The following is a 23,570-nucleotide window of genomic DNA, read 5'->3' on the forward strand; positions in this document are numbered from 1 at the left end:
CCCCCCCCCCCCCCCCCCCCCCCCCCGCGCCGAATGGCTCGCCGCCAAGCTCTCGGACACCGGCTTCCCGACCGCCGAGATCTGGGAGACCGAGGGCGACGGCCTGCCCGCCGTCTTCGCCGAATGGCCCTCGGGCGACCCCGGCGCGCCCACGGTGCTCGTCTACGGACACCACGACGTCCAGCCCGCCGCCCGCGAGGACGGCTGGCACACCGACCCCTTCGAGCCGACCACCGTCGAGGGCAGGCTCTACGCCCGCGGCGCCGCCGACGACAAGGGCCAGGTCTTCTTCCACACCCTGGGCGTGCGCGCCCACCTCGCCGCCACCGGCCGCACCGCGCCCGCCGTCAACCTCAAGCTCCTCATCGAGGGCGAGGAGGAGTCCGGCTCCCCGAACTTCCCCGCCCTCATCCAGCGCCACGCCGACCGCCTGGCCTGCGACGCGGTCATCGTCTCCGACACCGGCATGTGGGCCGAGGACACCCCCACCGTCTGCACGGGCATGCGCGGCCTGACCGACTGTCAGATCGACCTGTACGGCCCCGACCAGGACATCCACTCCGGCTCCTTCGGCGGCGCGGTCCCCAACCCCGCCACCGAGGCCGCCCGCCTGGTCGCCGCCCTGCACGACGAGGACCGCAGGGTCACCGTCCCCGGCTTCTACGACGGCGTGGTCGAACTCACCGACCGCGAGCGCGAACTCTTCGCCGAGCTGCCCTTCGACGAGGAGCGGTGGCTGCGCACCGCGCACTCCCACGCCGCCCTCGGCGAGGCGGGCAACACCACCCTCGAGCGCATCTGGGCCCGCCCCACCGCCGAGGTCAACGGCATCGGCGGCGGCTATCAGGGCCCCGGCGGCAAGACCATCGTCCCCTCCGCGGCCCAGCTCAAGCTCTCCTTCCGGCTGGTCGCGGGCCAGGACGCGGAAAAGGTCCAGCAGTCCGTACGCGACTGGGTCGCCGCCCGCCTGCCCGACGGCATCCGCCACGAGATCACCTTCTGGGGCGCCACCCGCCCCTGCCTGACCCCGCTGGACCACCCCGCCCTGCAGTCCGTCGTACGCGCCATGGGCCGGGCCTTCGAGACGAAGATCCGCTTCACCCGCGAGGGCGGCTCGGGCCCCGCCGCCGACCTCCAGGACGTCCTGGGCGTACCCGTCCTCTTCCTCGGCATCTCCGTCCCCTCCGACGGCTGGCACGCGCCGAACGAGAAGGTCGAGCTGGACCTGCTGATGAAGGGCGTGGAGACCGCCGCCCACCTGTGGGGCGACCTGGCGGAGAACTGGCGCCCCGCCTGAGCCCGCCCGCCTTTCCCGCGCTCCACGCTCGTACGCAGCAATCACCTTTGCCACAGGGGGAGTTGGAAACCGCAGTGACCACCTGGACCGACCACAGCGCCGACCGGCCGATCACCTTCAGCGCGGCCAGCGGCATCGACCGCTCCGCCCACCACCGCCTGGACGAGGCCTGGCTCGCGGCGGCGTGGAGCCACCCCACGACCCGCGTCTTCGTGGTCTCCGGGGGCCAGGCGCTCATCGACGACACCCCCGACGGCCGCACCGAACTGGTCATGACGCCCTCCTTCGAGGCGCCGCCCACCGAGACGCACCGCTACTTCCTCGGCACCGACGAGGACGGCGTGCGCTACTTCGCCCTGCAGAAGGACTCGCTGCCGGGCCGGATGGACCAGTCCGCGCGCCCGGCCGGGCTGCGCGAGGCGGGCCTGCTGCTCTCCGAGCGCGACGCCGGGCTCCTCGTACACGCCGTCGCACTGGAGAACTGGCAGCGGCTGCACCGCTTCTGCTCGCGCTGCGGCGAGCGCACCGTCATCGCCGCGGCAGGCCACATCCGCCGCTGCCCGGCCTGCGGCGCCGAGCACTACCCGCGCACCGACCCGGCCGTGATCATGCTGGTCACCGACGAGGAGGACCGCGCGCTGCTGGGCCGTCAGGTCCACTGGCCCGAGGGCCGCTTCTCCACCCTGGCCGGCTTCGTGGAGCCGGGGGAGTCCATCGAGCAGTCGGTGGCCCGCGAGGTCTTCGAGGAGGCGGGCGTGGTCGTCGGCGACGTGGAGTACGTCGCCAGCCAGCCCTGGCCCTTCCCCTCCAGCCTGATGCTCGGCTTCATGGCGCGCGCCACCTCCTCCGAGATCCGGGTGGACGGCGAGGAGATCGAGGAAGCGCGCTGGTTCTCCCGCGAGGACCTGCGGGCCGCCTTCGAGTCCGGCGAGGTACTGCCCCCGTACGGCATCTCCATCGCCGCCCGCCTCATCGAGATGTGGTACGGCAAGCCCCTGCCCAAGCCCTGACGCCGCCCGCCGCCGAGGCCCCCTTCAGGAGGCCTCGGCGGCCCTGCGGAACAGACCGCCCACCTCGTCACCGAAGTAGCTGCTGTACGAGGTGGTGTCGTCGCCGCCCTCGTCGTGGCCGCCCACGACCCCAACCACCGTGCCCAGCCCCGTATCCGGGTCGATACCGGTGAGCAGGGGCCCGCCGCTGGTGCCGTCGGGCAGCCCCTGGCAGCCGAGGCGCAACTGCGCCGGGCCGAGCGCGCCGGTGGTGTTCTGACAGGCGACGGGGCGCTCCTGGCCGTCCGGGTAGCCGATGACCCGGGCGGGGCGCCCGACGGGCGGGCGCAGCCCCAGCCGCTCGGCGCCGGTGACGTCCTCGATCCGGGCGTCGCCGCCGCCCGCCTCGCGGACGGTGAGGAACGCCACATCGCGGTCCGGGTCCCGGTCGCTGACCCAGCGCGGGTCCACGACGATCCGCGAGGGCACCCAGACCCCGTACGGCGCGCGACCGTCGTGATAGCCCGGCACGAACGCCAGATCCGTACGGAAACCGCCGGAGTGCACACAGTGCGCGGCCGTGACCACCACCGTGCCCGAGGCGGAGCGCACCACGCTCGCGGTGCACTCGTGGTCCGCGCCGCCCCTGCCGGGCGAGAACAGGGCGCCGACGGCGGGCACCGGCGCGGTGGGCGCGGCCCGCAGCGGACCGGAGGCCGCCAGTGCGAGCGCACTGCCGGACGGCGCACGGCCGGCGTCCGCACGCGGGCCGGGACGGCCGCCATCGAGAGCGGACCGCACCGCGGCCCCGGTCGCATCGCCCTCGGCGGCAGGCTCCACGTACACACCCGTCACCGGATCGCCCTCGGCGAGATGCCCGGCGTGCGCGGGGGACTGGTGCAGCAGGGTCAGCCCGGCCACCAGCAGGACGATCACGCTCGACGGCACGAGGGAGACCGTCGCCAGGCGCCGTTGGCGACGCAGCCGCTGCAAAGGGTGCACAGTCCCGATTCTCGCCGGGCCCCCACCCGCGCCGGTACGGACGAACGTCCCCCGCACCGGCGCACTGCCGGTCCGGGGGACGTTCGCCCGCGGCGCCGAGGACCTACCGGCCTCAGACCCCCAGCGCCTGCTTGACCTGCGCCAGCGACGGGTTGGTCAGCGTCGAGCCGTCGGGGAAGAGCACGGTCGGCACGGTCTTCGGGTTTCCCATCGACTGGCCCTGTCTGGGGTGCGTTGGTTTCCCGCCCATCTGACGATGGGACACAGGGAGCGATCATGGACACGGTTACGGGAGCCCGGCGGGCGCTTGGGGTCGTCCGGCTGAGCGTCGGCAGAGGCGGCCAGACTGGTGATGCCACGCAGCGCAAGCGAATAGGTAAGCGCGCTGATGCTGACGACTGCACTCTAGTCGGGTGGGCTGAGGACATCGACGTAAGCGCGTCCCTGTCCCCGTGGCACCGGCCGAAGCTAGGGGAGTGGCTGAACACTAAGGCAGACGATTTCGACGTTCTGTACGTGTTCAAGGTGGACCGAATAGCGCGGTCTGTGAAAGACCTCTCGGACCTTATTGAGTGGTGCGACAAGCACGGCAAGTCTCTGGTGTCGATTGAGGAAGGCTTCGACCTCTCGACCACATGGGGCCGGATGGTCGCGAAGATTCTCGCGGTGCTGGCAGAGGCAGAGTTGGAAAGCATCAAGGCCCGTATCCGGGCTTCTCGTGAGGCGATGCGGGAATCTGGTAGGTGGCCGGGTGGGCTGGTGCCGTTCGGCCGTGTAGCGGTCAAGGACGGCGACGGATTCACACTCGGTATCGATCCGGTGTATGGGCCGGTCCTGGATGAGATGATCCGCTTGTTTATGGCGTGCCGGTCGTTCGCGGTGGTAGCTGACTGGCTGAACGCGGGGGAAGTACCTACGACTCAGGATGTTGCCCGTATCCGTTCTGCGAAGGGTGAGTCCACTACTCGCCTCAATGAGGAGAAGGCCAAGCCTCGTGGCCGTAAGTGGTCTACGTCGGCTGTGAAGTCGATTCTTAGTAGTCGTTCTTTGTTGGGGGAGTATCAGAGGGCTGATGGGACGGTTGTGAGGAATCCGGATGGCACGCCGGTTATGCGTTCGGTGCCGGTGCTCACAGAGCCTGAGTTTCTGCGGTTGCAAGAGGTGATCGCGGAAGTGTCCTATTCGAAGCCGCGTAGCGAGGGACGCTCGCCCATGTTGGGCGTGCTGTTCTGCAACGGTTGCGGGTACCCCTTGTACTACGTGAAGCCGGGGAAGAACGGGTCTCGTGCTCGTTTCCGGTGTCAGGGCAATAAGGCTCGGGGCATCCCGGCGTGTAAGGGTTTCTCTTTTGTGGCGCCTGAGCTTTACCAGATGGTTGCTGATTCTCTGATATCAACAATCGGAGATTGGCCGGTGATGGAAGAGGTAACGGCGGATACGGATACGACCAGTGTTCAGCTAGCGGTGTTGGATGCCCGCTTGCAACAGCTTGGGAAAGAGTTCAGCTCAGGCCGCATGGGTGCGGCTGAGTATGCGTCTCTGGTGGCAGAGACTGCTGCGGAGCGGGAAGAGCTAGCCAATGCCCCGAAGGCCGCTCCTGTGGCTGTTAAGCGGCTGGTGCGGGTGCATTCTGAGGAATGCTCGGCGCCGGAGACGGGTGCAGTGTGCGACTGCCCGGCGCTCACGTATCGGCAGTGGTGGGCGGCGGCTGATGTGCAGGAGCGTCGGGAGAAGCTTGTTAAGTGGGGTGTGAAGGCGAAGGCTGCTCCGCATGAGGTGCACATCGAGTTGGGTCACCTGGAGAAGGTGACTACTGATGACGATGTGGCGTGCGAGAGTTTGTGGCGCTTGGGGCTTCGGCCATAAGATCCCACGTAGCAATGTACTTGAGAACCGTATTGGTGGCTTTCCCAGCTCGCTTAGCGAACATGGTCGCGCTAACCTTGCTCACGTTCATTTCTGCACGCGGAGCTGAGCGACTGCCATTCCCCGGCTCGACGCATCGCGCGGCCAGCATCGACGTTCTAGCGGGGTGTGTGCCAAGTTCCGCGTGGGCCATGCACGGCCCCGAATTGTTCATATGAACAATTACACCAAGCCTGCGCATGTGCCGCGTATGACTCTAAATTAGCAGTTCCACTAATTCCACCGCTACACACAAGCAAGCACATACCGCCCCCACCAGGGGCACAGGGGTAGGTAGCTACCCTCAATCTGGTTGAGGGTAACGTGCCGGTCCGGTTCGAGGTTTTCCATATGGAAAACCCTGGTCACCGGTGCAGGGGTCCTTGGCGGCGCCGCCAAGAATGTGCTGACCTGCGGTTTCTCCGAGGACTTAGTAGTTTTACTAACTACATTAGGCCACCTAATGGCTACCCAAACCCTTTTCTCGGGACCTTCCAGGACCATAGTCCCGATCTTGGTGGTTCACCTGCGGGTTTTACCTTTCGGATTCCTTTATGGGACACCTTCTTGGGTTGCCTAGATTTCCGTGTAGGCGGAAAGTAGGAACCAACGCCCCGTGGTGACGCGGGTAGGTCGGCCACCAGCCTTGGCATTGGTGGAGCAAAAAAACAACGGACACGAGACTAGGGGCCCCGCCGTGGGCCCCTTTCTCATGAAAGGACCAGCCATGACCCCTATGCACATGCCCCGTAAGGGCAGACCCTCGAAGTACGTACAGGGCCGGTACGCGGCCGTAGCAGCGAGAAACAATCGGCGGGCTCATGAGGCGGCCCAAGCGTGGAAGGTGATGAAGCGGTGATATCCGAGAAGGAGTGGCGTGGGCGCGTCCTGTTTTCCGGGCTATCCCACTCCGCCGTGCGGATCGGTCTGGCTTTCGGGTACCACTCCGACTACAAGACGGGCCAGAACATTTTCGTCTCGGCCCAGTCCGTTGCCGATCTGGTCGGCATGGATGAGAGCAACGTACGCAAGTGGCGAAGCGTGCTGATCAAGGAAGGGTGGCTAGCCGAGTCGGGCAGCAAGGTCGGCAAGCGCGGAAACGTGCCGATCATGCACCTTCGGCTACCCGAAGACGATGCTTAAACCGGGCGCTCTTGATGCGATTAATCCGGGCGCTGACAACCCGGTACCTAAAGGTCTACCTAAGTAGACCTAAACAGTAGTAGCTAAACCGGGCGCTCAGGATGCGGTTACATCCTGGCGCAGAACGATAGGAGCAGACGTGTCCCACGTCAGCGATTGGCAGGCAGCCTTTAAGGCTGCGGACTACGACCGGGCCACGAAGAGGCTCGGGGTTGTACTGGCAGGTACGGCAGTAAGCCGGACCGGGATAGTACGGAAGATCAACCGTGGCCTTTTGGAGAAGGCCACTGGACTTACCACCGATGGCGTCTCGCAAGGGCTCGACACCCTCACCGCTGACGGCTGGCTAAAGCCGGAAGGTGGTAGTGGGGTGAAGGTAGTGATACCGGCAGCAGGTAGTAGCAGCGGCCGTACTACTACTGCCACCGAGGGGCCCGATCGCGGCCATTGGGCACGCGATGCGACAGAAACCCGCGAGAAGGGCTTTGAAGGCCCTTCTGAGGCTGTTACGGATACCCCTCGCCCGAATGGGTCGGGGAATGCCTGGAAGGCCCCTACAGGGCCGCACGCGGCTTTTAACGGCTCTGTCATCGCTGAGCCGTTCCAGGACCTGCTTAAGCCCCTCATGGGGCACGCGTGCTGTTCCCGGCACGGCATGTACGACGGGTGCTGTGATTCCCGCTGCCCGCGCTACCACATGTACGCGAAGTGGTGCGGTGACGATGCCGCGCATTTGGCGCGGGAGATAGCCATCAGCCGCAGCGTTGCTCTCCAGCACGTAAAGGGGCAGCCGTGTAATTGCTCCGGGTACTGCGACTACCCGCCGTTCTGAGCGAACTCGCGGGCCGAAGTCTTGGAAGTGTTCATTTCTGGACGGTTCCCTTCGCCATGCCCGCTCGCTCTGCGAACTGTCGAGTGCTGACCTTAACTGCGGAAAATTCCGCAGTCCGAGGCCCCCCAGTGCCAGGCTCTACGCACCGCGCAGCCAGCATGGCGAAGTACGGCTTAGAGCCCTCCTTGCCGAACAGCACTCTTAGCTTATGAAGTGCATCACAAAATGGGTGCTTTCGTACCTGAATCCGGAATCGGTCATCTATTAACCAGGTGAGGGTGTGAGCCCTTACCTATGTGTTGGGTGTGTCACATTTGGCGTTGTTTTGCGTCAGAAACCAAACATGCACGTCTATTAACCTAGTGAGAGTCGGCCCTACTGCTCTACTCCCGACGTTCCCGCGTCGTGTTGCTTTGTGCGGCCACAGTACATTCCTTGCCCGGAACCCTGTGGCCGTTCATGGCGGCATCAATCGGTGTCGTCTTGTTTGGCTTCGCTGAGAGTGTTCTCGGCTTCCCCAAACGTTTACGTGCAAAGTTTCCCCCGCCCGATCCCAGCGGGCGGGGGTTTCTTTTTGCCCTCGTGTTCCTTTCTACCCGTCTACCCGTTGGAGGTGACACCAGGATGCGTCAGTGCGTTGTGTGTGCTGCTGAGATTTTCTATGACCACCCCAAGGGTGGGCGTCCGCCTATGGCATGTTCTAGCCGTCGCTGTGCTCGTGTCGTTGACCGTATTCGTAAGCGTGCCCGTGTGAATGGCTTTGGCCCCTATGAGGCGCCCACTACGGCTCGTGAGTGGCGTTCGGTGTACCGGAAGCATTCCCGGCCCGGTGAACTGAGTGGAGTGATCTCGGAATGATTGAGAAGAGTCCTGATGGCCTGCGAGCTGTCTTTTTCAGGCCGCTGTCTGATGACAGGGCAATGATTCCGGTGAAGGCGTTTGAGAATGAGCGGGGAGTGGGGCTCAATACTCTGATTGACATCTGCCCTGTAACGCATTTGATGGTTGCCGAGAATCCGAAGGCTGCTAGTGGCGGGAATGTCGGTGCGTGTTATGTGTTGTGTCGTGATGGTGCGGTGCGTGGCTATACGCAGCCTGACAAGTTTGTTCCTTCGACGCCGGGTATCAATCCGGTGTTTTTGGGAATTCTGTTTCCGGGTGAGAGTCCGGGCCCTTTTGCTCGTAAGGCCCGCGCCATGGGCAAGGCTCAGGCTGTGGCGTTTCAGGCACGCAAGGCTAAAGAAGCTGAGGTACAGAAGAAGATAGCCAATGAGGCTATCACGGAAATCGCTGAGGGCAACGGCTCGAAGCTTGCTAATGCTGATGAGGAGATCTGATTATGAGTAACGTTTCGCTTTATGGGATGTGGGATGAGATTGAGCGCGAAGACGAGTTCCAGCGCATCAAGGCTGAGCTTGACCGGGTAACCGATCCGACTTACCGAAAGCGGTTCGATCTCCCCGGTGTTTCCAGTAAGTATGTGGCTCATTGCACTGACGACAAGGGTGTGAAGGATGCGGCGAAGGCGATGGATGCCGCTATCTCATACCTCAAGGGGCTTGAGGATTCCCACCGTGTGCAGTCGGATGCTTTTGAGAAGCTGGCGGCCGATCGGCGGGAGGCTGAGAGCGTCTATAGGGAAGCCGCTAATGCGGCTGTGGTGGCCGGTAAGCCGGTGCCGGATGCCCCGGACTACACCAAGTCCGATAAGGCCCTCAGTGAGGCGCACAGGGCGTTGGACAAGCTTGAACTGTCTATACCCATGGCTGAAAAGCGCGAGCGGGAGTGTGTTGCAGCGTTCAACGCTGAGCGGGAGCGTCTGTATACGACTGCTGGTTACCGGAAGTGGGCTGATGCTGAGGCCGTGAAGATGACTGATGCGATGGCTAAGGCGATTGGTGAGTTTAAGCGGGTGCAGGCTGAGCGTGCCCGCATCTTTGGCAATCTCGGTAATTCTGCTCATGCGGACGCTGAGGGCGTGGCTTTCGTGGAGCCTGCTAGTCATAACAGTTTCATCAGTATCGGTGATTATGATCCCCGTACGCCTATTCAGCAGGTTGAAGATGAGGTGATTGTTGGTAATGGTGTGCGGCCGTGGATGCTTTCCCAGCTCACTCCGGAGCAGCAGGAGGATTACAAGAAGCGTGTGGCTAAGCGTGCGGCTGAGGGTGTTCATTGATGGACGGGCGTACATGGCTTCAGGATCAAATCGATTGGGAGACGATCACTGCGTGGCGGCGGGATCATGACCACCTTGTTCCTAAGGAACTCAAGCCCGATTTTGAGGGCCCGTATGAGTATGGCTCGTTTGACCCTAAGGCGTTCGTTCTTAAGCACCGGAGGCACCGGTGACGCTTACTACCCCTGCCAGTGATTGCGGTAATGAAATGGATTCGCAGGAAGAGAGTCGCTTTGTTCGTGCCCCGGCTACTTTCAACCGGATACCCCTGCATATTCCTGCCACACCGCAAGCCATAGCGTCTATGAAGCTGCTGGCTGCACTCAGCCTGAAACGTACATGGACCGACTGATAGCAGGTGATGACCGGCCCACCGGTCGTGAGGGTAGTGGGTAGGCAGGTAGGTGGTGTGCCTGCCTGTCTGCCTGCATCGTTATTGCTTCAGCTCAAACACTTTTTGATCAATTGAAACTGTTTGTTCAAGACTTTTCTGGCGAATGCAGCGTGTAGGGGGTGGGGGGTAACCCCCTTCAGCCCTCTCATGAAGACCGCAACGTGAATGCAGCCGGGTTTGCGTGCGGTGAGGCATGGACCCCCCTTTTCGACTTTGAGGCTCTATTGAGCCTTGATCTTCTTTAGGAAGGAGTTTTTGGTATGGCGAGAACACAGGAACAGATCTTGGCTGATCTGCGCGGGAAGTATGAAGAGCAGCAGATGACGCTAGACCCTCACGAGGTGACTTATGTGCAGCTTGCGGCTAGCCATCTGGCTGCGGCTGAGGGTCTGGAAGGTCAGGTGAGCCGGGATGGGCGCATGATTCCGGGTGGCAATCGTGCCGGGATGTTTGTTCTTCATCCTGCTATTGCTGAGGCCCGTATGTGTCGGGAGGCTGCTGCCCGGATTCTCGGTAAGGTGCGAATCCCTGAGGAGGGGGCTTCTCGTTCTTCCGGCCGTTTCACTTCGGATAGTGCTAGGCATGCCGCTGTGGTGCGGCATCACGGAAAGCGGGGTGCCTGACATGGCTAGGTTTATGCGTGAGCAGGGTGACGGGCCGTGCGAGTGGCATAAGGCGTTTGCCCGCGAGATGGTGAAGTGCCTTGATGATTTGTGGCCGGGTGAGAAGTCCGTTGAGGAATACGAGGCAGAGTGCCCGTTTGTGGGCGGCCGTCATGATGGTTGTAATGGTGGGCGTAAGTCGGTTCCCGTGGAGTGGCTTGACCTGTAGACTCTGGGCATGGCTGAAAAGATGGACATTGAAGTCCGTGTCAGGCAGGGAAACAAAGACCTGAACATCTCCTTTAGGGAGAAGGGAGGTGAGCCTCAGCGTATCGGGGCGAGTCTGCATGTGGATGTGGCCCACATGGCGCATATTGGCCCGCTGACGAAGGAAGAGGCTGAGGGTTTGCTATCGGACCTTGCGGAAGCCATTGGGCGGCTGGAATAGCGCGTCAGAAATCGATGCCGGTACCGTATGGGTTGGGTACAAGGTCAGCCACTGGCCGTTGTTCTTCGGGGCCGAGTGGTTGTCGGCAGTGAACGCACTTGCTGTCTGCGCTTGCGTTGTCCCAGATGATTAGGGCGCCGCATCGTGGGTTGGGGCATTTACGTACCGGGGGCATATCCATATCTTGCCCCCGGCCGTAGGGGTGGAGTTCAAATATGCGCGTTGTGGACTAAAGATCATCGTAGGGCTGATGCACAGTCCCGGAAGAACTGTCTAGCGTTCTCGCCCAAAAGGGCCCGCGCTTCGTATCCGGTGAACTCGTCAAGGTAGCTGCGAACGTCCCGTGCATCCCTGAACACCATTGCCCCCGTGGATATCTCCACTGTCGCTATGCGTTCGTCGTAGATGGTGAAGGTGTTTAAAGGCGCGGGGGTGATCCTCTCCCCGAGTGGGATTACTCCTAGCCGCACATTCGGCAGATGTGTGAGTGACGCCAGCCGGTCAATCTGTATGGCCATGGCGTGAGAGGTCACTAGCGGCCATCTAACGGCCTGTTCGGTAAGGATGAAGGTAAACCGCTTGGAAGTGTCGTATAGGACTTCCTGACGCTCCAGCTTCTTACTGATGGTCTTGCTGTGGTCTCCGGGGATGTGGGCGAGGCTGGCCCGAATGTATTCGGGGGTTGAGAGTAGGCCGGTAATCATGGACAGCATGAAGTACCGGAACTCTGTTGATGACTGTTCGAGTCCGGCTAGCTCTAGCTGTTTCTTGTCCAGGCCCTTTCGCCTGAGGGCTTTAGCGTCCTGCCATTCGGTGTTTGCGATCCTGGCCAGTGCGGTGATCTCCCCTACCAGGTTGGCGGGGGCGTCGCAGGCTCTGAGGATTTGTTCAACGTCTACGAGGGATGGGCGGACTTTGCCGTTCTCGATCCTGCTGATTTTGGATTGAGACATGTTGCAACGCTTTGCGAGCCGTTCCCCGGGGAGACCGGCCCGCTTGCGTAGGTCTTTCAGCATGGCCGCTAGTTCCTGTGTGGACTGGCCAAGCTGCCCTGGCTCGAACGTCACTCTCGGATGTACTCCAGGAACGGCACGGACTCAGCAACTGCAATCCGCTGGTATTCGAGGAACGGGGAAACGTCACCTTCGAATAGTTGCCGGTTGATCTGTGTCCCGTCCGGCTCATAGTTCATGAGGACGACGGTGGACCGGTCGAACATCCAGAAGTCTTGGACGCCGTGGAGTGGGTTTGGCCTGTCGGTGACGTCGAGGATTCGGATGTTTTCGCCGATGGGTGCTTGGTGCTGGTAGTAGCGCTCGAACTCGAACCGGAGATAGTCGGAGAGTGGACGGGTCACGATGTGGACTCTTCCGATGCTGCCCCCGGCGGCTGTGTGCTTCTGGATTAGTGCTGTCCAGGAGTCTTCGTACGGTCCGGGGAATCGCTCTCCGTTGAGGAACCTGGTGTATTCGTCTGCTTCCTGCGGTACCCGGTATTGGGGCAGGGTCTCAAGCCTCCATGCTTCCGTCTGGAAGTCTCGGAACTTGGCTTGCCATTCGTCACCAGCCAAGAGCATGGAAAGCCTCCCTCATGACGCTCTCAGGGATCTCTACGAGCCCTTCCCCGGCGGGGGCCTGGAAGGCGTTGGATACGTCGCCCTGGACGACGAAGGACCCTGTGGTGGTGCGGTAGACGTTGGGGCAGTCGTTCTGCCCGCACTCGTCGTCGCCTTCGCCGGTTAACCGTGTCAGTTGCTCGCGTGCCATGCTGAACCCCCTTTGTTGGGGCCCTTGTTGGGCCTCGGCAGGGACGTGTCCCGTCCCTGTTGACCTTGACGGTACGAGCGTCGGCTACGGGGGTCTATGCGTGGGCGCGACTATGCGCGTGTTGGCATAAACAGGGTCTGGGCATGAGAGACCCCCCGCCAGCCGTGCCGACGGGGGGTTGTCTCTGTATATAGGGGCCTCAGACCCCGAGTGCCTGCTTGACCTGGGCAAGGCTGGGGTTGGTCATCGTGGTACCGTCCCCGCCAGAGGCGGGAATCACAACGACGGTCGGCACGGTCTGGTTGCCGCCGTTGGCCTTCTCCACGAACTCCGCCGAGGCCGGGTCCTCCTCGATGTTGATCTCCTTGTACGAGATCCCCTCCCGGTCCATCTGGCTCTTCAGACGACGGCAGTAGCCGCACCAGGTGGTGCTGTACATCGTCACGGTGCCCGCCATAGGTCTCGCGCTCCTTCATGCGTGTGGACGGCCCGGGGCCGCTCGGCGTGATTGCAGGGGTCATGCAAAAGGTGAATGCAGAGGTAGAACGCGCATCCACTCCCGGCCATTCCCGCACTGGTACGACTTACAAGCCGCGCCTGTGGACAACTTTCCCGGCGGCCCCCGTGGACCTGGCAGCATGGCGGGGTGACATCAGCACCGGACCCCACTCTCTTCCCGCAGGCCCCCGGCCCCGCCCCGTACTCCCCCCAGTACGGCGCCGTGCCGCAGGACGCCGACGCGGTGCTCGAGGGGCTCGACCCCGAGCAGCGTGAGGTGGCCACCGCCCTGAGCGGCCCGGTCTGCGTGCTGGCCGGCGCCGGCACGGGCAAGACCCGCGCCATCACCCACCGCATCGCCTACGGGGTCAGGGCCGGCATCCTCCAGCCCGCCAGCGTGCTGGCCGTCACCTTCACCAACCGCGCCGCCGGCGAGATGCGCGGCCGGCTGCGCCAGCTCGGCGCCGGCGGCGTCCAGGCCCGTACCTTCCACTCCGCCGCGCTGCGCCAGCTCCAGTACTTCTGGCCCAAGGCCGTCGGCGGCGAGGTGCCCCGCCTGCTGGAGCGCAAGATCCAGGTCGTCGCCGAGGCCGCCGCCCGCTGCCGGGTGCGCCTGGACCGCAACGAACTGCGCGATGTGACGGCCGAGATCGAGTGGTCCAAGGTCACCCAGACCGTCCCCGCCGACTACCCCGCCGCCGTCGCCAAGGCAGGCCGCGAGGCGCCCCGCGACCCCGCCGAGATCGGCCAGATCTACGGCACCTACGAACAGCTCAAGCGCGAGCGCGGCACCATCGACTTCGAGGACGTCCTGCTGCTGACCGTCGGCGTCCTGCAGGACCGGCACGACATCGCCGAGCAGGTCCGCAGCCAGTACCAGCACTTCGTCGTGGACGAGTACCAGGACGTCAGCCCCCTCCAGCAGCGGCTGCTGGAACTGTGGCTGGGCGAGCGCGACAACCTCTGCGTGGTCGGCGACGCCAGCCAGACCATCTACAGCTTCACCGGCGCCACCCCCGACCACCTGCTCAACTTCCGCACCCGCCACCCGGGCGCCACGGTCGTCAAGCTGGTGCGCGACTACCGCTCCAGCCCGCAGGTCGTGCACCTGGCCAACGGACTGCTCTCCCAGGCCAAGGGCAGAGCCGCCGAGCACCGCCTCGAACTGGTCTCCCAGCGCGAGACGGGCCCCGAGCCGGCCTACACCGAATACGCCGACGAGCCCGCCGAGGCCGAGGGCACCGCCCGCCGCATCCGCGAGCTGATCGCCTCCGGCGTCCCCGCGAGCGAGATCGCGGTCCTGTTCCGCATCAACGCCCAGTCCGAGGTCTACGAACAGGCCCTGGCGGACGCCGGAGTGCCCTACCAGCTCCGCGGCGCCGAGCGGTTCTTCGAGCGGCCCGAGGTGCGCAAGGCCGGCATCGCGCTGCGCAGCGCCGCCCGCTTCGGGCACAACGACTCCCTCCTGGACGACGCCGTCGACCTCCCCTCCCAGGTACGCGCCGTCCTCAGCGGCGAGGGCTGGAGCTCCGAGCCCCCGGCCGGCTCCGGCGCCGTACGCGACCGCTGGGAGTCCCTGGCCGCCCTGGCCCGCCTCGCCGAGGACTTCCACCGCGCCCGGCCCCAGGCCACCCTCGCCGACCTCGTCGCCGAGCTGGACGAGCGGGCGAGCGCCCAGCACGCACCGACGGTCCAGGGTGTGACACTCGCCTCACTTCACGCCGCCAAGGGCCTGGAGTGGGACGCCGTCTTCCTGGTCGGCCTCACCGAAGGCATGATGCCGATCACATACGCCAGGACGGACGAACAGATAGAGGAGGAGCGCCGGCTGCTGTACGTCGGCGTCACCCGCGCCCGCCAGCACCTCGCCCTGTCCTGGTCGCTGGCGCGCTCCCCGGGCGGCCGCGCGGCGCGCCGCCCCAGCCGCTTCCTGAACGGGCTGCGGCCCGGCTCCACGGGCGCGGCCCGCCGTACGGCAGGCGGGGGCGGCGGCATCGAGCGCGGCAGCGGCGGCGGCCCGACCGGCACGAGAAAGCGCCGGGAGCGCCGTCCCGCCCACTGCCGGGTCTGCGGCAGGACGCTGACCGAAGCGGGCGAGATGAAGCTGATGCGCTGCGAGGACTGCCCCTCCGACCTCGACGAGGCGCTGTACGAGCGGCTGCGCGACTGGCGCGCCGAACAGGCCGCACAGCTGGGCCAGCCCGCCTACTGCGTCTTCACCGACAAGACCCTGATGGCCATCGCCGAGGCCGTGCCCGGCACGGACGCGGAGCTCGCCGTCATCCCGGGAGTAGGGGCGCGCAAGCTCGGCAGATTCGGCGCCGACGTGCTCGCGCTGTGCGCGGGCCAGGAGCTCGGGGGAGCGGCAGAGGCCGGGGAAGCGGAGGAAGCTGCCCCGGAGCAGACAGTGGAAGGGGCCGTTCCGGTGAGCGATCACAACGGCGCACAAAAGTCATCGGAAAAATAGTTTGCGCCCGCGGAGCGCATCCCCATAGCCTTCACAGGCACGGAGACAACGGGCCTTCCGGGATCCGATGGATTCGTGTTGTACTGAACAAGCTTGGACCGGCTTTCCCGGTCCCCCTAGACGCCGAGAGGAGGCGAGACCAGTGATCAGCTTCAACACCACCACCAAAATGACCGATCGCTCGGTCGTTGCCACCTGCTCCCTCGGCGGTTCGCTCCTGGGCACCGGTCTGTCCGGCTCCGGCCTCCTGGCCGCTGCCGAGGCCGCGCGTCCGGCGTCCCTCGCAATCCTGCCGATTCGCGAGCGGAGCGAACGACCGACACAGGCACCTGCGGTAGTGGCGAAGGCGGCTCAGGCGTATGCCCATGCCTTTGCGTCCATCAATGGTGCCGGATCCGTCGAGCAGCACAACCAGCGCAACATGTGGGCCTTCCGTGGCCTCGAACCCTGGAGAGATCCAGCCTGATCGGCATGATCAGGTCGGCACCTTCCAGGGCCGCGGAACCCACACCGGGATCCGCGGCCCTTTTGTTTTGCCAATGAGCCCAGCCACCAGCCGGGCCGAACAGACGAGGAACACACCACCGTGCAACTCCAGACGCACACCCCGTCCGTCGCCACCGACCTGATCCCCCCGCCCGACTCCCAGGAGACCTCCTTGCTTCCCCTCACCGAGCTCGACGACGAGATCGACCGCCTCGGCGCTGCCGTCCCGTGCCGCACGTACGACCCGGAGGTCTTCTTCGCGGAGTCCCCGGCCGACGTCGAGTACGCCAAGTCGCTGTGCCAGACCTGCCCGGTACGCGAGGCCTGCCTGGCCGGCGCCAAGGACCGGCGCGAGCCGTGGGGCGTCTGGGGCGGGGAGCTCTTCGTCCAGGGTGTCGTCGTGGCCCGCAAGCGTCCGCGCGGCCGCCCGCGCAAGAACCCGGTTGCGGCATGAACACCTTCGGCACAGGAACGATCGACCGTCCCGCCACCCGGGACCCCCAGAAGCAGGACCCGACCATGACCCTATTCCTCACCGACACTCCCGCCCCCGCGAACTCCGACGCGACCACCTCGCGTCAGAACAGGACCCGTGAAATGCAACTCATCCCAGAAGCCCTGGCCCGTGCTCATATCCAAGAAAGGCTGCAGGAGGCCGAGTCCGAACGCAGGGCTCACCGGCTGATCACCGCCCGGCGGATGCAGCGCCGAGCCGAGCGCGCCTCGCTCCGCGCCCGCCGGGCCCTGGCCATGGCCGTCATGCAGTAACCCGCCGGAAAGCGGCGCGGCTGGGCACCAGGGCAGCGTGAATGTCTGCGGGGTCCGCCCGACAGGGCGGACCCCGCAGCGCATGGTGCGTGGTGCCCCGCTTCACGAGGTTGACGGGGATATCGTCGGCTGGTGGACCACACGACGCAGGACCATGAGACGCCTGGACAGGCGGAGTTGGCGGCCCGGACCACCGAGTGCGCCCGCTGCGGCGCGACCGCCGAGGGCACACCGCCCACCTGGACCTGTTCCGTGGAGAACGGCACCCGCCACTACTTCTGCGACGACTGCGCGCGGGCCAACCTCCGCTCCATCGAGGGCCGCCTCGACTCCACCTTGTGGTAACCCCCTTCCCCCGGGGGCCCTCCCCCCGCCCACCCACCCCTCCCCACCCCACCAAACAGGCAGGCCCAGCCCGCCCCGCCCCACCACCCCGCTAACAGGCAGGCCCAGCCCAGCCCGCCCTCGTCCAGCCCCGCCCCGTCAGGCCGTGTCCGTGCCCGAAGGGGCGCGGGGGACCGCGTGACCAGCCACGATGTGCTCGCAGACGGCACGCCGCACATCCAGCGGAGCGCTTACGCGGTGCCCTCCTCCAGTGGCTCCAGGGTGTCGGGTTCGTCTTCGTCGGCCGTGAAGCCGGGGACCCACGCCTGGAGTTCGTCGCGCAGGCGTACCGTGGCGCCCAGCTGGCACAGGACGCCTATGGTGCTCAAGGTCACACGGTGTATCAGCAGGTACGAGGGCGGCAGGTTGAGCTGTTTGCCGAGCTGGTGGGCCGGTGAGCGGGGGTCGGCGATACGGGCCGCCTGGGAGCGCATCCAGGCGCGGGTGAAGGTGAACTCCTCGGCCTGGGCCGGCTCGATGATCGGCAGCAGGTACTCCAGTACCGCCTCGGGGTCCAGCTCGATGGAGTCCTTGACGAAGCCCTCCTCGCACAGCTGCTCGTAGACCGCGTTCGCCTCGCCCTGGAGCGTCATCCGCAGGGAGGTCCCGATCGTGGACGGCAGGCCGTCGGGCAGCCGGTCGACCGTGCCGAAGTCCAGGACGCCCAGCCGCCATTCCTCGGCGGGGCCGTCCGGCGCGTGGCCGGTCAGGAGGCGGAAGTTGCCCGGGTGCGGGTCGGCGTGCAGCAGGCCCGTGCGCGCGGTGCCGGAGAAGAGGAAGCGGGCCAGCAGCTGTCCGGCGCGGTCCCGCTGCTCCTGGGTGCCGTCCGCGATCACCTCGGAGAGCGGTATTCCCTCCATCCATTCGGTGACCAGCACCTGGTCGCTCTGGTGCACCACTGCCGGGACCAGCACATCCGGGTCGTCGGCGAACTCCTCGGCGTGGGTCTGCTGGGCCTCGGCCTCCAGGGCGTAGTCCAGCTCCTCCGAGACCCGGTCGCGCAGCTCGGTGATGAGCGGCTTGACGTCCATGCCCGGGATCAGCGGCCCCAGCAGCCGGGCGAACCGGCCCAGTTGGGCCAGGTCCGACAGCAGGGCCTTGCCCGCCCCCGGATACTGCACCTTCACCGCCACTTCGCGGCCGTCGTGCCACACCGCGCGGTGCACCTGTCCGATGGAGGCCGCCGCCGACGGCTTGTCCTCGAACTCCTCGAACAGGTCCTGCCAGTTCTCGCCGAGGCGTTCTTCCAGCACGGAGTGCACCGTGCTCGTCGGCATCGGCGGCGCCGCCTCCTGCAGCTTGGTCAGCGCCGCGCGGTAGGGCCCGGCGACATCCTCCGGAAGCGCCGACTCGAAGACGGACAGCGCCTGCCCGAACTTCATCGCACCGCCCTTGAGCTCGCCGAGCACCTTGAAGAGCTGCTCGGCGGTGCGCTGTTGAAGCTCCCGGCCGACGATCTCGGCCGATCTCCCGCCGATCCGCTTGCCCAGCCCCCATGTGGCGCGGCCGGCGAACCCCAGCGGCAGCGCGGCCAGCTTGGCGGTACGGGTGACCGCCTTGCGGGGAAGATCTGACATGCGCCCCTCCAACTCACACTGTCCCCAACCGGGGTTACTCCGTCATTGTCGCGTGTCGCCGACCAGGATCCGAGGGATGCCCGGCACTTACGGAACCGGCCGCGCCACAGACGCACTCCGGATGCGGCGTGATCCGCTCCGTTTCCCAGCCGCCGCACGGCAGCGACAGCTCCATCCGGGCCCCCGTGCACGGCGGGAGCCGCCCGTCCAAAAAGGTGAGGGCCTGTACGGCGGCCAGCCCCGCCACCATCGTCGCCAGCGCGACATCGCAGGCCGCGACCGCAGAGGAGCCACGGCCCGAGCGCCACTGGGCCAGCAGCCGGGGCCAGGCGGGCTCCTGGTCGGTGCGCCGCAGCTCCCAGCAGCGGGCACAGGCCGAACTGCCCGGCAGCACCAGCGGCCCCACCACTCCCGTGCCCTCCACCACACCCGCGTACAGATGAGGGATTCCGGCCGAGAGCAATGGCTCGGACAGCACGGGGTCGGGGGCATAGGCCGCCAGGCCGTCCCGCGGAGCGATCACCACCAGTGCCAGCCCCGGCTCGGCGCCCCCGGACGCCACCGCGCCGTCCGGCCGCGGTCTGCGCGACCAGGGCGAGGCACGGTGCACCAGCTGCCGCGCGCACGCGTCCCTGCGCTCACCGACCCGGTCGGCCGGAATGCCCGCGGGCGCCACGTCCCACGGCTCGACCTGCCCGCCGTCCAGCACCTCCACCCGGCCCACCCCCGCGGCCGACAGCAGTGCCGCCACCGACGCGCCCACCCGTCCCGCGCCCCGCACCCGAGCCCGTACGGCCCGGCGCGCCCCCAAGCGCTCCAGTCCGCCCGCCGGCTCGGGATGCTGCACGGTCAGCGACGCCAGGTCGGGGCGGAGCCGGTCGAACGCCGTGGCGTCGGCCCGCACGGCACCGGCCGCGGGACCGCCGGCCGAGGGCGCGTCCAGCAGTCCGGCCCGCTCCAGGCGCGTCACCACCTCCCGCGCCCGCCCGTCCGTCAGCCCCAGTGACCTGGCCGCCTCCTCCAGCTGGCCCATCGTGCGCGTACCGTCCAGCAGGTCCAGATAGCTGCCGGTCGCGGTGTCCACCGGGCCCAGCACCACCGCGTGTGCCGGGGCCACCCCGAACCGCACCGTCTCCCTGTCCCGCCAGCCGCGCCGCAGCGCGGGCTTGATCATCGGATGCATGAGCGCCCCCCCGTTGTCCCTGTTGTCGCCGTCGTCCCGCTGTCCTCGTAGTGCTTTCGTGCCGTCTGTGTGCCGACCGCGTGCTGACCGCGTGCCGACTTCGCGTCGTACGCGTACCGAACCCGCCCGGTCGTGCGGGTGCCGGTGCCCGTCGATGGCGGTCGCTCGTCATCGACAGGGCTTCAGCATGGGGCCGGCGGCGGTCGAGCGCGGAGAGTTATCCACAGTCGGCGGGTAATAGTCGTACAAGCCGTGCACGCCAAGGGGTGTTTCCCGCGCCAACCGTCCGAGGGGCGGGACTTCACGCACTGACAGCGGGTAACGTCAGGGCGTGCCCGCCGACCCTTCCCCCCGGTTTGCCGGGGAGACGCCATTGCACCGTGCCGCAGACACACCGAGCAGGACCGCTCCCAGCCCCCGCACCCGCGGCTCCGGGACGAGCGCGGTAGAGGTGCGCCGGAGCTCACGGCGGCGCAGAACGGTCTCCGCCTACCGCGAGGGCGACCGCACCGTCGTCCTGATCCCCGCCCGTATGTCCGAGGCCGAGGAACAGCGCTGGGTGACGGTCATGCTGGACAAGCTCGCCGCCCAGGAGAGCAAGCGCATGCTGGGCGACAGCGAGCTGGCCGAGCGCGCCGAGCGGCTCTCCGGCCAGTACCTGGAGGGCCGGGCCCGCCCCGCCTCCGTACGCTGGGTCACCAACCAGAACACCCGCTGGGGCTCGTGCACCCCCGCCGAGGGCAGCATCCGCCTCTCGCATCGCCTGCAGGGCATGCCGGAATACGTCATCGACTACGTCCTGCTGCACGAGCTCGCGCACCTGCTGGTCCCAGGACACGGCCCCAGTTTCTGGCGGCTGCTGGAGTCCTACCCGCGCACCGAGCGCGCCCGCGGCTACCTCGAAGGGGTCGTCTCGGCCGACCGGCTGCCCCACCTGCCCGCCGCCCGCGGCGAATAGCGCCGCGGCGAATAGCGCCGCGGCCCGGAAACGCCCGCGGCCCCCGTACCGTCCCCGCCCCGGGATCGCCCGCTGTCGTCGCCAGCGGTTAGCCTGACGCGCAACGCACTCAACGCATCACCGGGCGACGTACGCACCCTGCGCCACGTCCGGCCCGGCACAGCACAGACGTACACGGAGCGGAACGGGGGACGGTCGTTACGTATGGCCAGGGAATTCCAGCGCGGCCACAAGGCCAGGATCAGTGACCTGACGGCGGGGACGGATCTGTACGTAGGCGTACGGATCGCCGGCTCCGGCCTGACCATCGACATCGGCTGCTTCGGGCTCGACGGCGACGAGCGGCTGTCCGACGACCGGTACTTCGTCTTCTTCAACCAGCCCGCCTCGCCCGAGGAGTCCCTCCAGCTGCTCGGTGCGCAGGCCGGTGACACCGAGTCCTTCAGGGTCACCCTCGACCGCATTCCGCAGCACATCCGGAAGCTGTCCTTCACCGCGGCCATCGACGGCGCGGGCCAGATGTCGCAGATCGGCCCCGGCTACATCCGGATCGTCGCGGGCGGCGAGGAGGTCGCCCGCTACGCCTTCGACGGCAGCGAGTTCTCCACCGAACGAGCCGTGATGCTCGGCGACTTCTACCTCAAGGACGTCTGGCGGTTCGCCGCCGTGGGCCAGGGCTTCGACGGCGGCCTGGAAGCGCTGCTGCGCAACTTCGGCGGCGAGGTCGCCGAGGAGGAGCCCGCCGCCGCGCCGCCCGCCGAGGCCCCGGGCTTCGCCCCGCCCTCCGGGCCCGCCCCGGGCTTCGCCGCCCCGGCCGCGCCCGCCACGCCCCAGCCCGCGCCCGACTTCGGCCCGCCCCAAGGCGCGCCCCAGCCCCAGCCCCAGAGCCCGCCCCCGGCACCGCAGCCACAGCCCCAGCCGCAGCACAGCGCTCCCACCCTGGCCGCCCCTCTGGCGCCCCCGGCCGGCCCCGTCCCGCCCCCGGCCCAGCCGCCCCAGCACGGCGGCCAGGGCCAATTCCCGGGCCAGCAGCCGCAGTTCGGCCAGCCCGCCCCCGGCCAGCAGCAGCCCGCCCCCTATGGGGCTCCTCAGGGCCAGCCCGCTCCGCAGGCACCCCCGCAGGCCCCCGCCCCGTACGGCCAGCAGCCCCCGGCCCCCTACGGCGCGCCCCAGACCCCGCCCGCCCAGCCGGGCCCCTTCCCCGGCCGGCCCGCCCCCTACGGCCAACCCCCGCACCCCGGCGGACAGTTCCCCGCCCAGGGCCAGGGGTACGCCCCTGCCCAGGGGCAGGAGTACGCCCCCGCGCCGGCCGGCGGACCGGGCCTGGCGGTGGTGCTGGAGAAGTACCGCGAGGCCCCCACCGGGGCGCGCTGGACACCGCAGAACGCCAAGCTGATCCGCGCCGACCTCGGCATCGACGGGCAGCCGGTGCTCGCCCGCCAGGGCAGCATGGTGCTCTACCAGGGCAAGGTCGACTTCAGCTACAAGGGCGCCGGATTCCGCGGCCGTATCGTCGGCAACGCCACCGGCCAGGAGATGCAGCTGATGCGCTGCAGCGGCCAGGGCCAGGTCTTCTTCGCCGAGAACAGCGCCCATGTCCACCCCATCGAGCTCCAGGGCGAGGCGATCTGCGTCGCGGCCGAGTCCGTCCTGGCCTTCGACGAGTCGCTGCAGCACGAGGTCCGCCGCATCGAGGGCCACGGCATCCCCGGCGGCGCCCTGTTCACCATGCAGTTCCAGGGCACGGGCACGATCGTGGTCAAGACCCAGGGCACCCCCGTGGTCCTCCCGGTCACCCCGACCACCTTCGCCGACGCCAACGCCATCGTCGCCTGGTCCGCGGGCTCTCAGGTGATCATCTCCAGCCAGGTCAGCCTGCGCCGCAACGCCTACCCCGGCCACTCCGGCGAGACCGTGAACCTCCAGTTCCGCGGCGCGCCCGGCAATTTCATCGTCGTCCAGCCCTACGAGGTCTGAGGGAGCCCGAACTCATGCACCCCATGCACCAACAGCACCCGGGCTACGCCCCGGCCCCGTCCACCGCCCGTATGGAGAACCACGGCGAGGCGATGGTCAAGATCGCCATGCAGAGCGGTCAGGACGTCTTCGCCCGTACGGGATCGATGGTCGCCTACGAAGGCTTCGTCCAGTACGAGCCGAACCCGCCCGCCGTGCGCCAGATGGCCTCCCAGTGGCTGACCGGCGAGGGCGCGCCCCTGATGAAGTGCAGCGGCGACGGCCTGCTCTACCTCGCCGACTACGGCGCCGACGTCGTCTGCATCAACCTCGACGGCGACTCCCTGTCCGTCAACGGCACCAACCTCCTGGCCTTCGACGCCCACCTCCAGTGGGGCGTGCAGCGCGTCAAGGGCATGGCGAAGTTCGCCGGCCAGGGCCTGTTCAACGTCGGGATCTCCGGCACCGGCTGGGTCGCGCTCACCTCCCGCGGCACCCCGATCGTCGTCGACTGCGGCCGCGGCGAGGACGAGACCTACGTCGACCCGGACGCGCTGGTCGCCTGGTCGACCAACCTGAAGATGAAGGGCAAGCGCAGCTTCAAGGCGTCCTCGATGATCGGCCGCGGCAGCGGCGAGGCCTACCAACTCGGCTTCTCCGGCCAGGGTTTCGTCGTCGTACAGCCCAGCGAGGACAGCACCGACCGGCTCCGGGCCCGGGGCTGAGGGGGAAGAAG

22 protein-coding genes and 1 pseudogene are annotated in these 23,570 nt (G+C 67.0%); 15 read left to right on the forward strand and 8 right to left on the reverse strand.

Going from position 1 to position 23,570, the window contains the following annotated elements:
• On the forward strand, window positions 1-1,297 hold a 1,297-nt coding region (locus AC4IJH_RS26970), incomplete at its 5' end, for a M20/M25/M40 family metallo-hydrolase (RefSeq protein WP_490854462.1).
• A 74-nt stretch (window positions 1,298-1,371) separates the two neighbouring features.
• Window positions 1,372-2,307, forward strand: a complete 936-nt coding sequence (nudC, locus tag AC4IJH_RS26975; RefSeq protein ID WP_490854463.1) for an NAD(+) diphosphatase — start codon at window positions 1,372-1,374, stop codon at window positions 2,305-2,307.
• Between the two features lie 24 nt (window positions 2,308-2,331).
• Here nudC and AC4IJH_RS26980 read toward each other — a convergent pair whose 3' ends face one another.
• Window positions 2,332-3,288 (reverse strand): trypsin-like serine peptidase, encoded by a 957-nt coding sequence (locus tag AC4IJH_RS26980; RefSeq protein WP_490854464.1) that lies wholly within the window; start codon window positions 3,286-3,288, stop codon window positions 2,332-2,334.
• A gap of 112 nt (window positions 3,289-3,400) precedes the next feature.
• Window positions 3,401-3,496 (reverse strand): annotated as a pseudogene (locus AC4IJH_RS26985) (thioredoxin domain-containing protein); the annotation flags it as partial.
• Window positions 3,497-3,564: 68 nt separating this feature from the next.
• On the opposite strand from AC4IJH_RS26985, the gene AC4IJH_RS26990 reads away from it, so the two are divergent.
• The 5 genes from AC4IJH_RS26990 to AC4IJH_RS27010 all read left to right on the forward strand — a co-directional run bounded on the left by AC4IJH_RS26990 (window position 3,565) and on the right by AC4IJH_RS27010 (window position 10,791).
• Window positions 3,565-5,154 (forward strand): recombinase family protein, encoded by a 1,590-nt coding sequence (locus tag AC4IJH_RS26990; RefSeq protein WP_490854465.1) that lies wholly within the window; start codon window positions 3,565-3,567, stop codon window positions 5,152-5,154.
• An 876-nt stretch (window positions 5,155-6,030) separates the two neighbouring features.
• Window positions 6,031-6,336, forward strand: a complete 306-nt coding sequence (locus tag AC4IJH_RS26995) for a hypothetical protein (RefSeq protein WP_490854466.1) — start codon at window positions 6,031-6,033, stop codon at window positions 6,334-6,336.
• Between the two features lie 1,686 nt (window positions 6,337-8,022).
• Entirely contained in the window at window positions 8,023-8,505 is a 483-nt protein-coding gene (locus AC4IJH_RS27000; protein WP_490854467.1) for a hypothetical protein, read from the forward strand.
• 2 nt (window positions 8,506-8,507) lie between these two features.
• Window positions 8,508-9,347: a hypothetical protein gene (locus AC4IJH_RS27005; RefSeq protein WP_490854468.1), complete on the forward strand. Its 840-nt coding sequence runs from the start codon at window positions 8,508-8,510 to the stop codon at window positions 9,345-9,347.
• Window positions 9,348-10,581: 1,234 nt separating this feature from the next.
• A complete protein-coding gene (locus AC4IJH_RS27010; RefSeq protein ID WP_490854469.1) occupies window positions 10,582-10,791 on the forward strand; it encodes a hypothetical protein in 210 nt (69 codons plus the stop codon).
• Between the two features lie 236 nt (window positions 10,792-11,027).
• Here the strand turns inward: AC4IJH_RS27010 and AC4IJH_RS27015 are convergent, their stop codons facing one another.
• The 4 genes from AC4IJH_RS27015 to AC4IJH_RS27030 form a co-directional block, all read right to left on the reverse strand.
• Window positions 11,028-11,858, reverse strand: a complete 831-nt coding sequence (locus AC4IJH_RS27015; protein WP_490854470.1) for a helix-turn-helix domain-containing protein — start codon at window positions 11,856-11,858, stop codon at window positions 11,028-11,030.
• The gene (locus AC4IJH_RS27020; RefSeq protein ID WP_490854471.1) at window positions 11,855-12,367 is read right to left on the reverse strand and encodes a DUF6879 family protein; all 513 of its coding nucleotides are present in this window, start codon (window positions 12,365-12,367) and stop codon (window positions 11,855-11,857) included. Before AC4IJH_RS27020 ends, AC4IJH_RS27015 begins: the two co-directional genes overlap by 4 nt.
• Window positions 12,351-12,557, reverse strand: coding sequence for a hypothetical protein (locus AC4IJH_RS27025; RefSeq protein ID WP_490854472.1), 207 nt, complete (start codon window positions 12,555-12,557; stop codon window positions 12,351-12,353). Before AC4IJH_RS27025 ends, AC4IJH_RS27020 begins: the two co-directional genes overlap by 17 nt.
• Before the next feature lie 199 nt (window positions 12,558-12,756).
• Entirely contained in the window at window positions 12,757-13,014 is a 258-nt protein-coding gene (locus AC4IJH_RS27030; RefSeq protein WP_490854473.1) for a mycoredoxin, read from the reverse strand.
• Window positions 13,015-13,131: 117 nt separating this feature from the next.
• Here AC4IJH_RS27030 and AC4IJH_RS27035 point away from each other — a divergent pair, with 117 nt between their 5' ends.
• The 5 genes from AC4IJH_RS27035 to AC4IJH_RS27055 all read left to right on the forward strand — a co-directional run bounded on the left by AC4IJH_RS27035 (window position 13,132) and on the right by AC4IJH_RS27055 (window position 17,121).
• Window positions 13,132-15,522, forward strand: a complete 2,391-nt coding sequence (locus AC4IJH_RS27035) for an ATP-dependent DNA helicase UvrD2 (RefSeq protein ID WP_490854512.1) — start codon at window positions 13,132-13,134, stop codon at window positions 15,520-15,522.
• A gap of 142 nt (window positions 15,523-15,664) precedes the next feature.
• Entirely contained in the window at window positions 15,665-15,988 is a 324-nt protein-coding gene (locus tag AC4IJH_RS27040) for a hypothetical protein (protein WP_490854474.1), read from the forward strand.
• A 120-nt stretch (window positions 15,989-16,108) separates the two neighbouring features.
• The gene (locus AC4IJH_RS27045; protein ID WP_490854475.1) at window positions 16,109-16,462 is read left to right on the forward strand and encodes a WhiB family transcriptional regulator; all 354 of its coding nucleotides are present in this window, start codon (window positions 16,109-16,111) and stop codon (window positions 16,460-16,462) included.
• On the forward strand, window positions 16,459-16,776 hold the full coding sequence (locus tag AC4IJH_RS27050) for a putative WhiB-interacting protein (RefSeq protein ID WP_490854476.1): 318 nt from the start codon (window positions 16,459-16,461) through the stop codon (window positions 16,774-16,776). The genes AC4IJH_RS27045 and AC4IJH_RS27050 overlap by 4 nt, the downstream gene beginning before the upstream one ends.
• A 132-nt stretch (window positions 16,777-16,908) precedes the next feature.
• A complete protein-coding gene (locus AC4IJH_RS27055; protein ID WP_490854517.1) occupies window positions 16,909-17,121 on the forward strand; it encodes a hypothetical protein in 213 nt (70 codons plus the stop codon).
• 230 nt (window positions 17,122-17,351) lie between these two features.
• On the opposite strand, the gene AC4IJH_RS27060 is transcribed toward AC4IJH_RS27055, so the two are convergent.
• Both AC4IJH_RS27060 and AC4IJH_RS27065 read right to left on the reverse strand, forming a co-directional pair.
• Entirely contained in the window at window positions 17,352-18,737 is a 1,386-nt protein-coding gene (locus AC4IJH_RS27060) for an ABC1 kinase family protein (protein ID WP_490854477.1), read from the reverse strand.
• Window positions 18,738-18,771: 34 nt separating this feature from the next.
• A complete protein-coding gene (locus tag AC4IJH_RS27065; protein WP_490854478.1) occupies window positions 18,772-19,920 on the reverse strand; it encodes a ThiF family adenylyltransferase in 1,149 nt (382 codons plus the stop codon).
• Between the two features lie 331 nt (window positions 19,921-20,251).
• Here AC4IJH_RS27065 and AC4IJH_RS27070 point away from each other — a divergent pair, with 331 nt between their 5' ends.
• The 3 genes from AC4IJH_RS27070 (at window position 20,252) to AC4IJH_RS27080 (ending at window position 23,559) form a co-directional block, all read left to right on the forward strand.
• The gene (locus AC4IJH_RS27070) at window positions 20,252-20,878 is read left to right on the forward strand and encodes a M48 metallopeptidase family protein (RefSeq protein ID WP_490854479.1); all 627 of its coding nucleotides are present in this window, start codon (window positions 20,252-20,254) and stop codon (window positions 20,876-20,878) included.
• Window positions 20,879-21,082: 204 nt separating this feature from the next.
• On the forward strand, window positions 21,083-22,855 hold the full coding sequence (locus AC4IJH_RS27075) for a TerD family protein (RefSeq protein ID WP_490854480.1): 1,773 nt from the start codon (window positions 21,083-21,085) through the stop codon (window positions 22,853-22,855).
• A gap of 23 nt (window positions 22,856-22,878) precedes the next feature.
• Window positions 22,879-23,559, forward strand: a complete 681-nt coding sequence (locus tag AC4IJH_RS27080; protein WP_490854513.1) for an AIM24 family protein — start codon at window positions 22,879-22,881, stop codon at window positions 23,557-23,559.
• Window positions 23,560-23,570 lie beyond the last annotated feature (11 nt).

Source organism: Streptomyces sp. UF-297 (assembly GCF_058245575.1).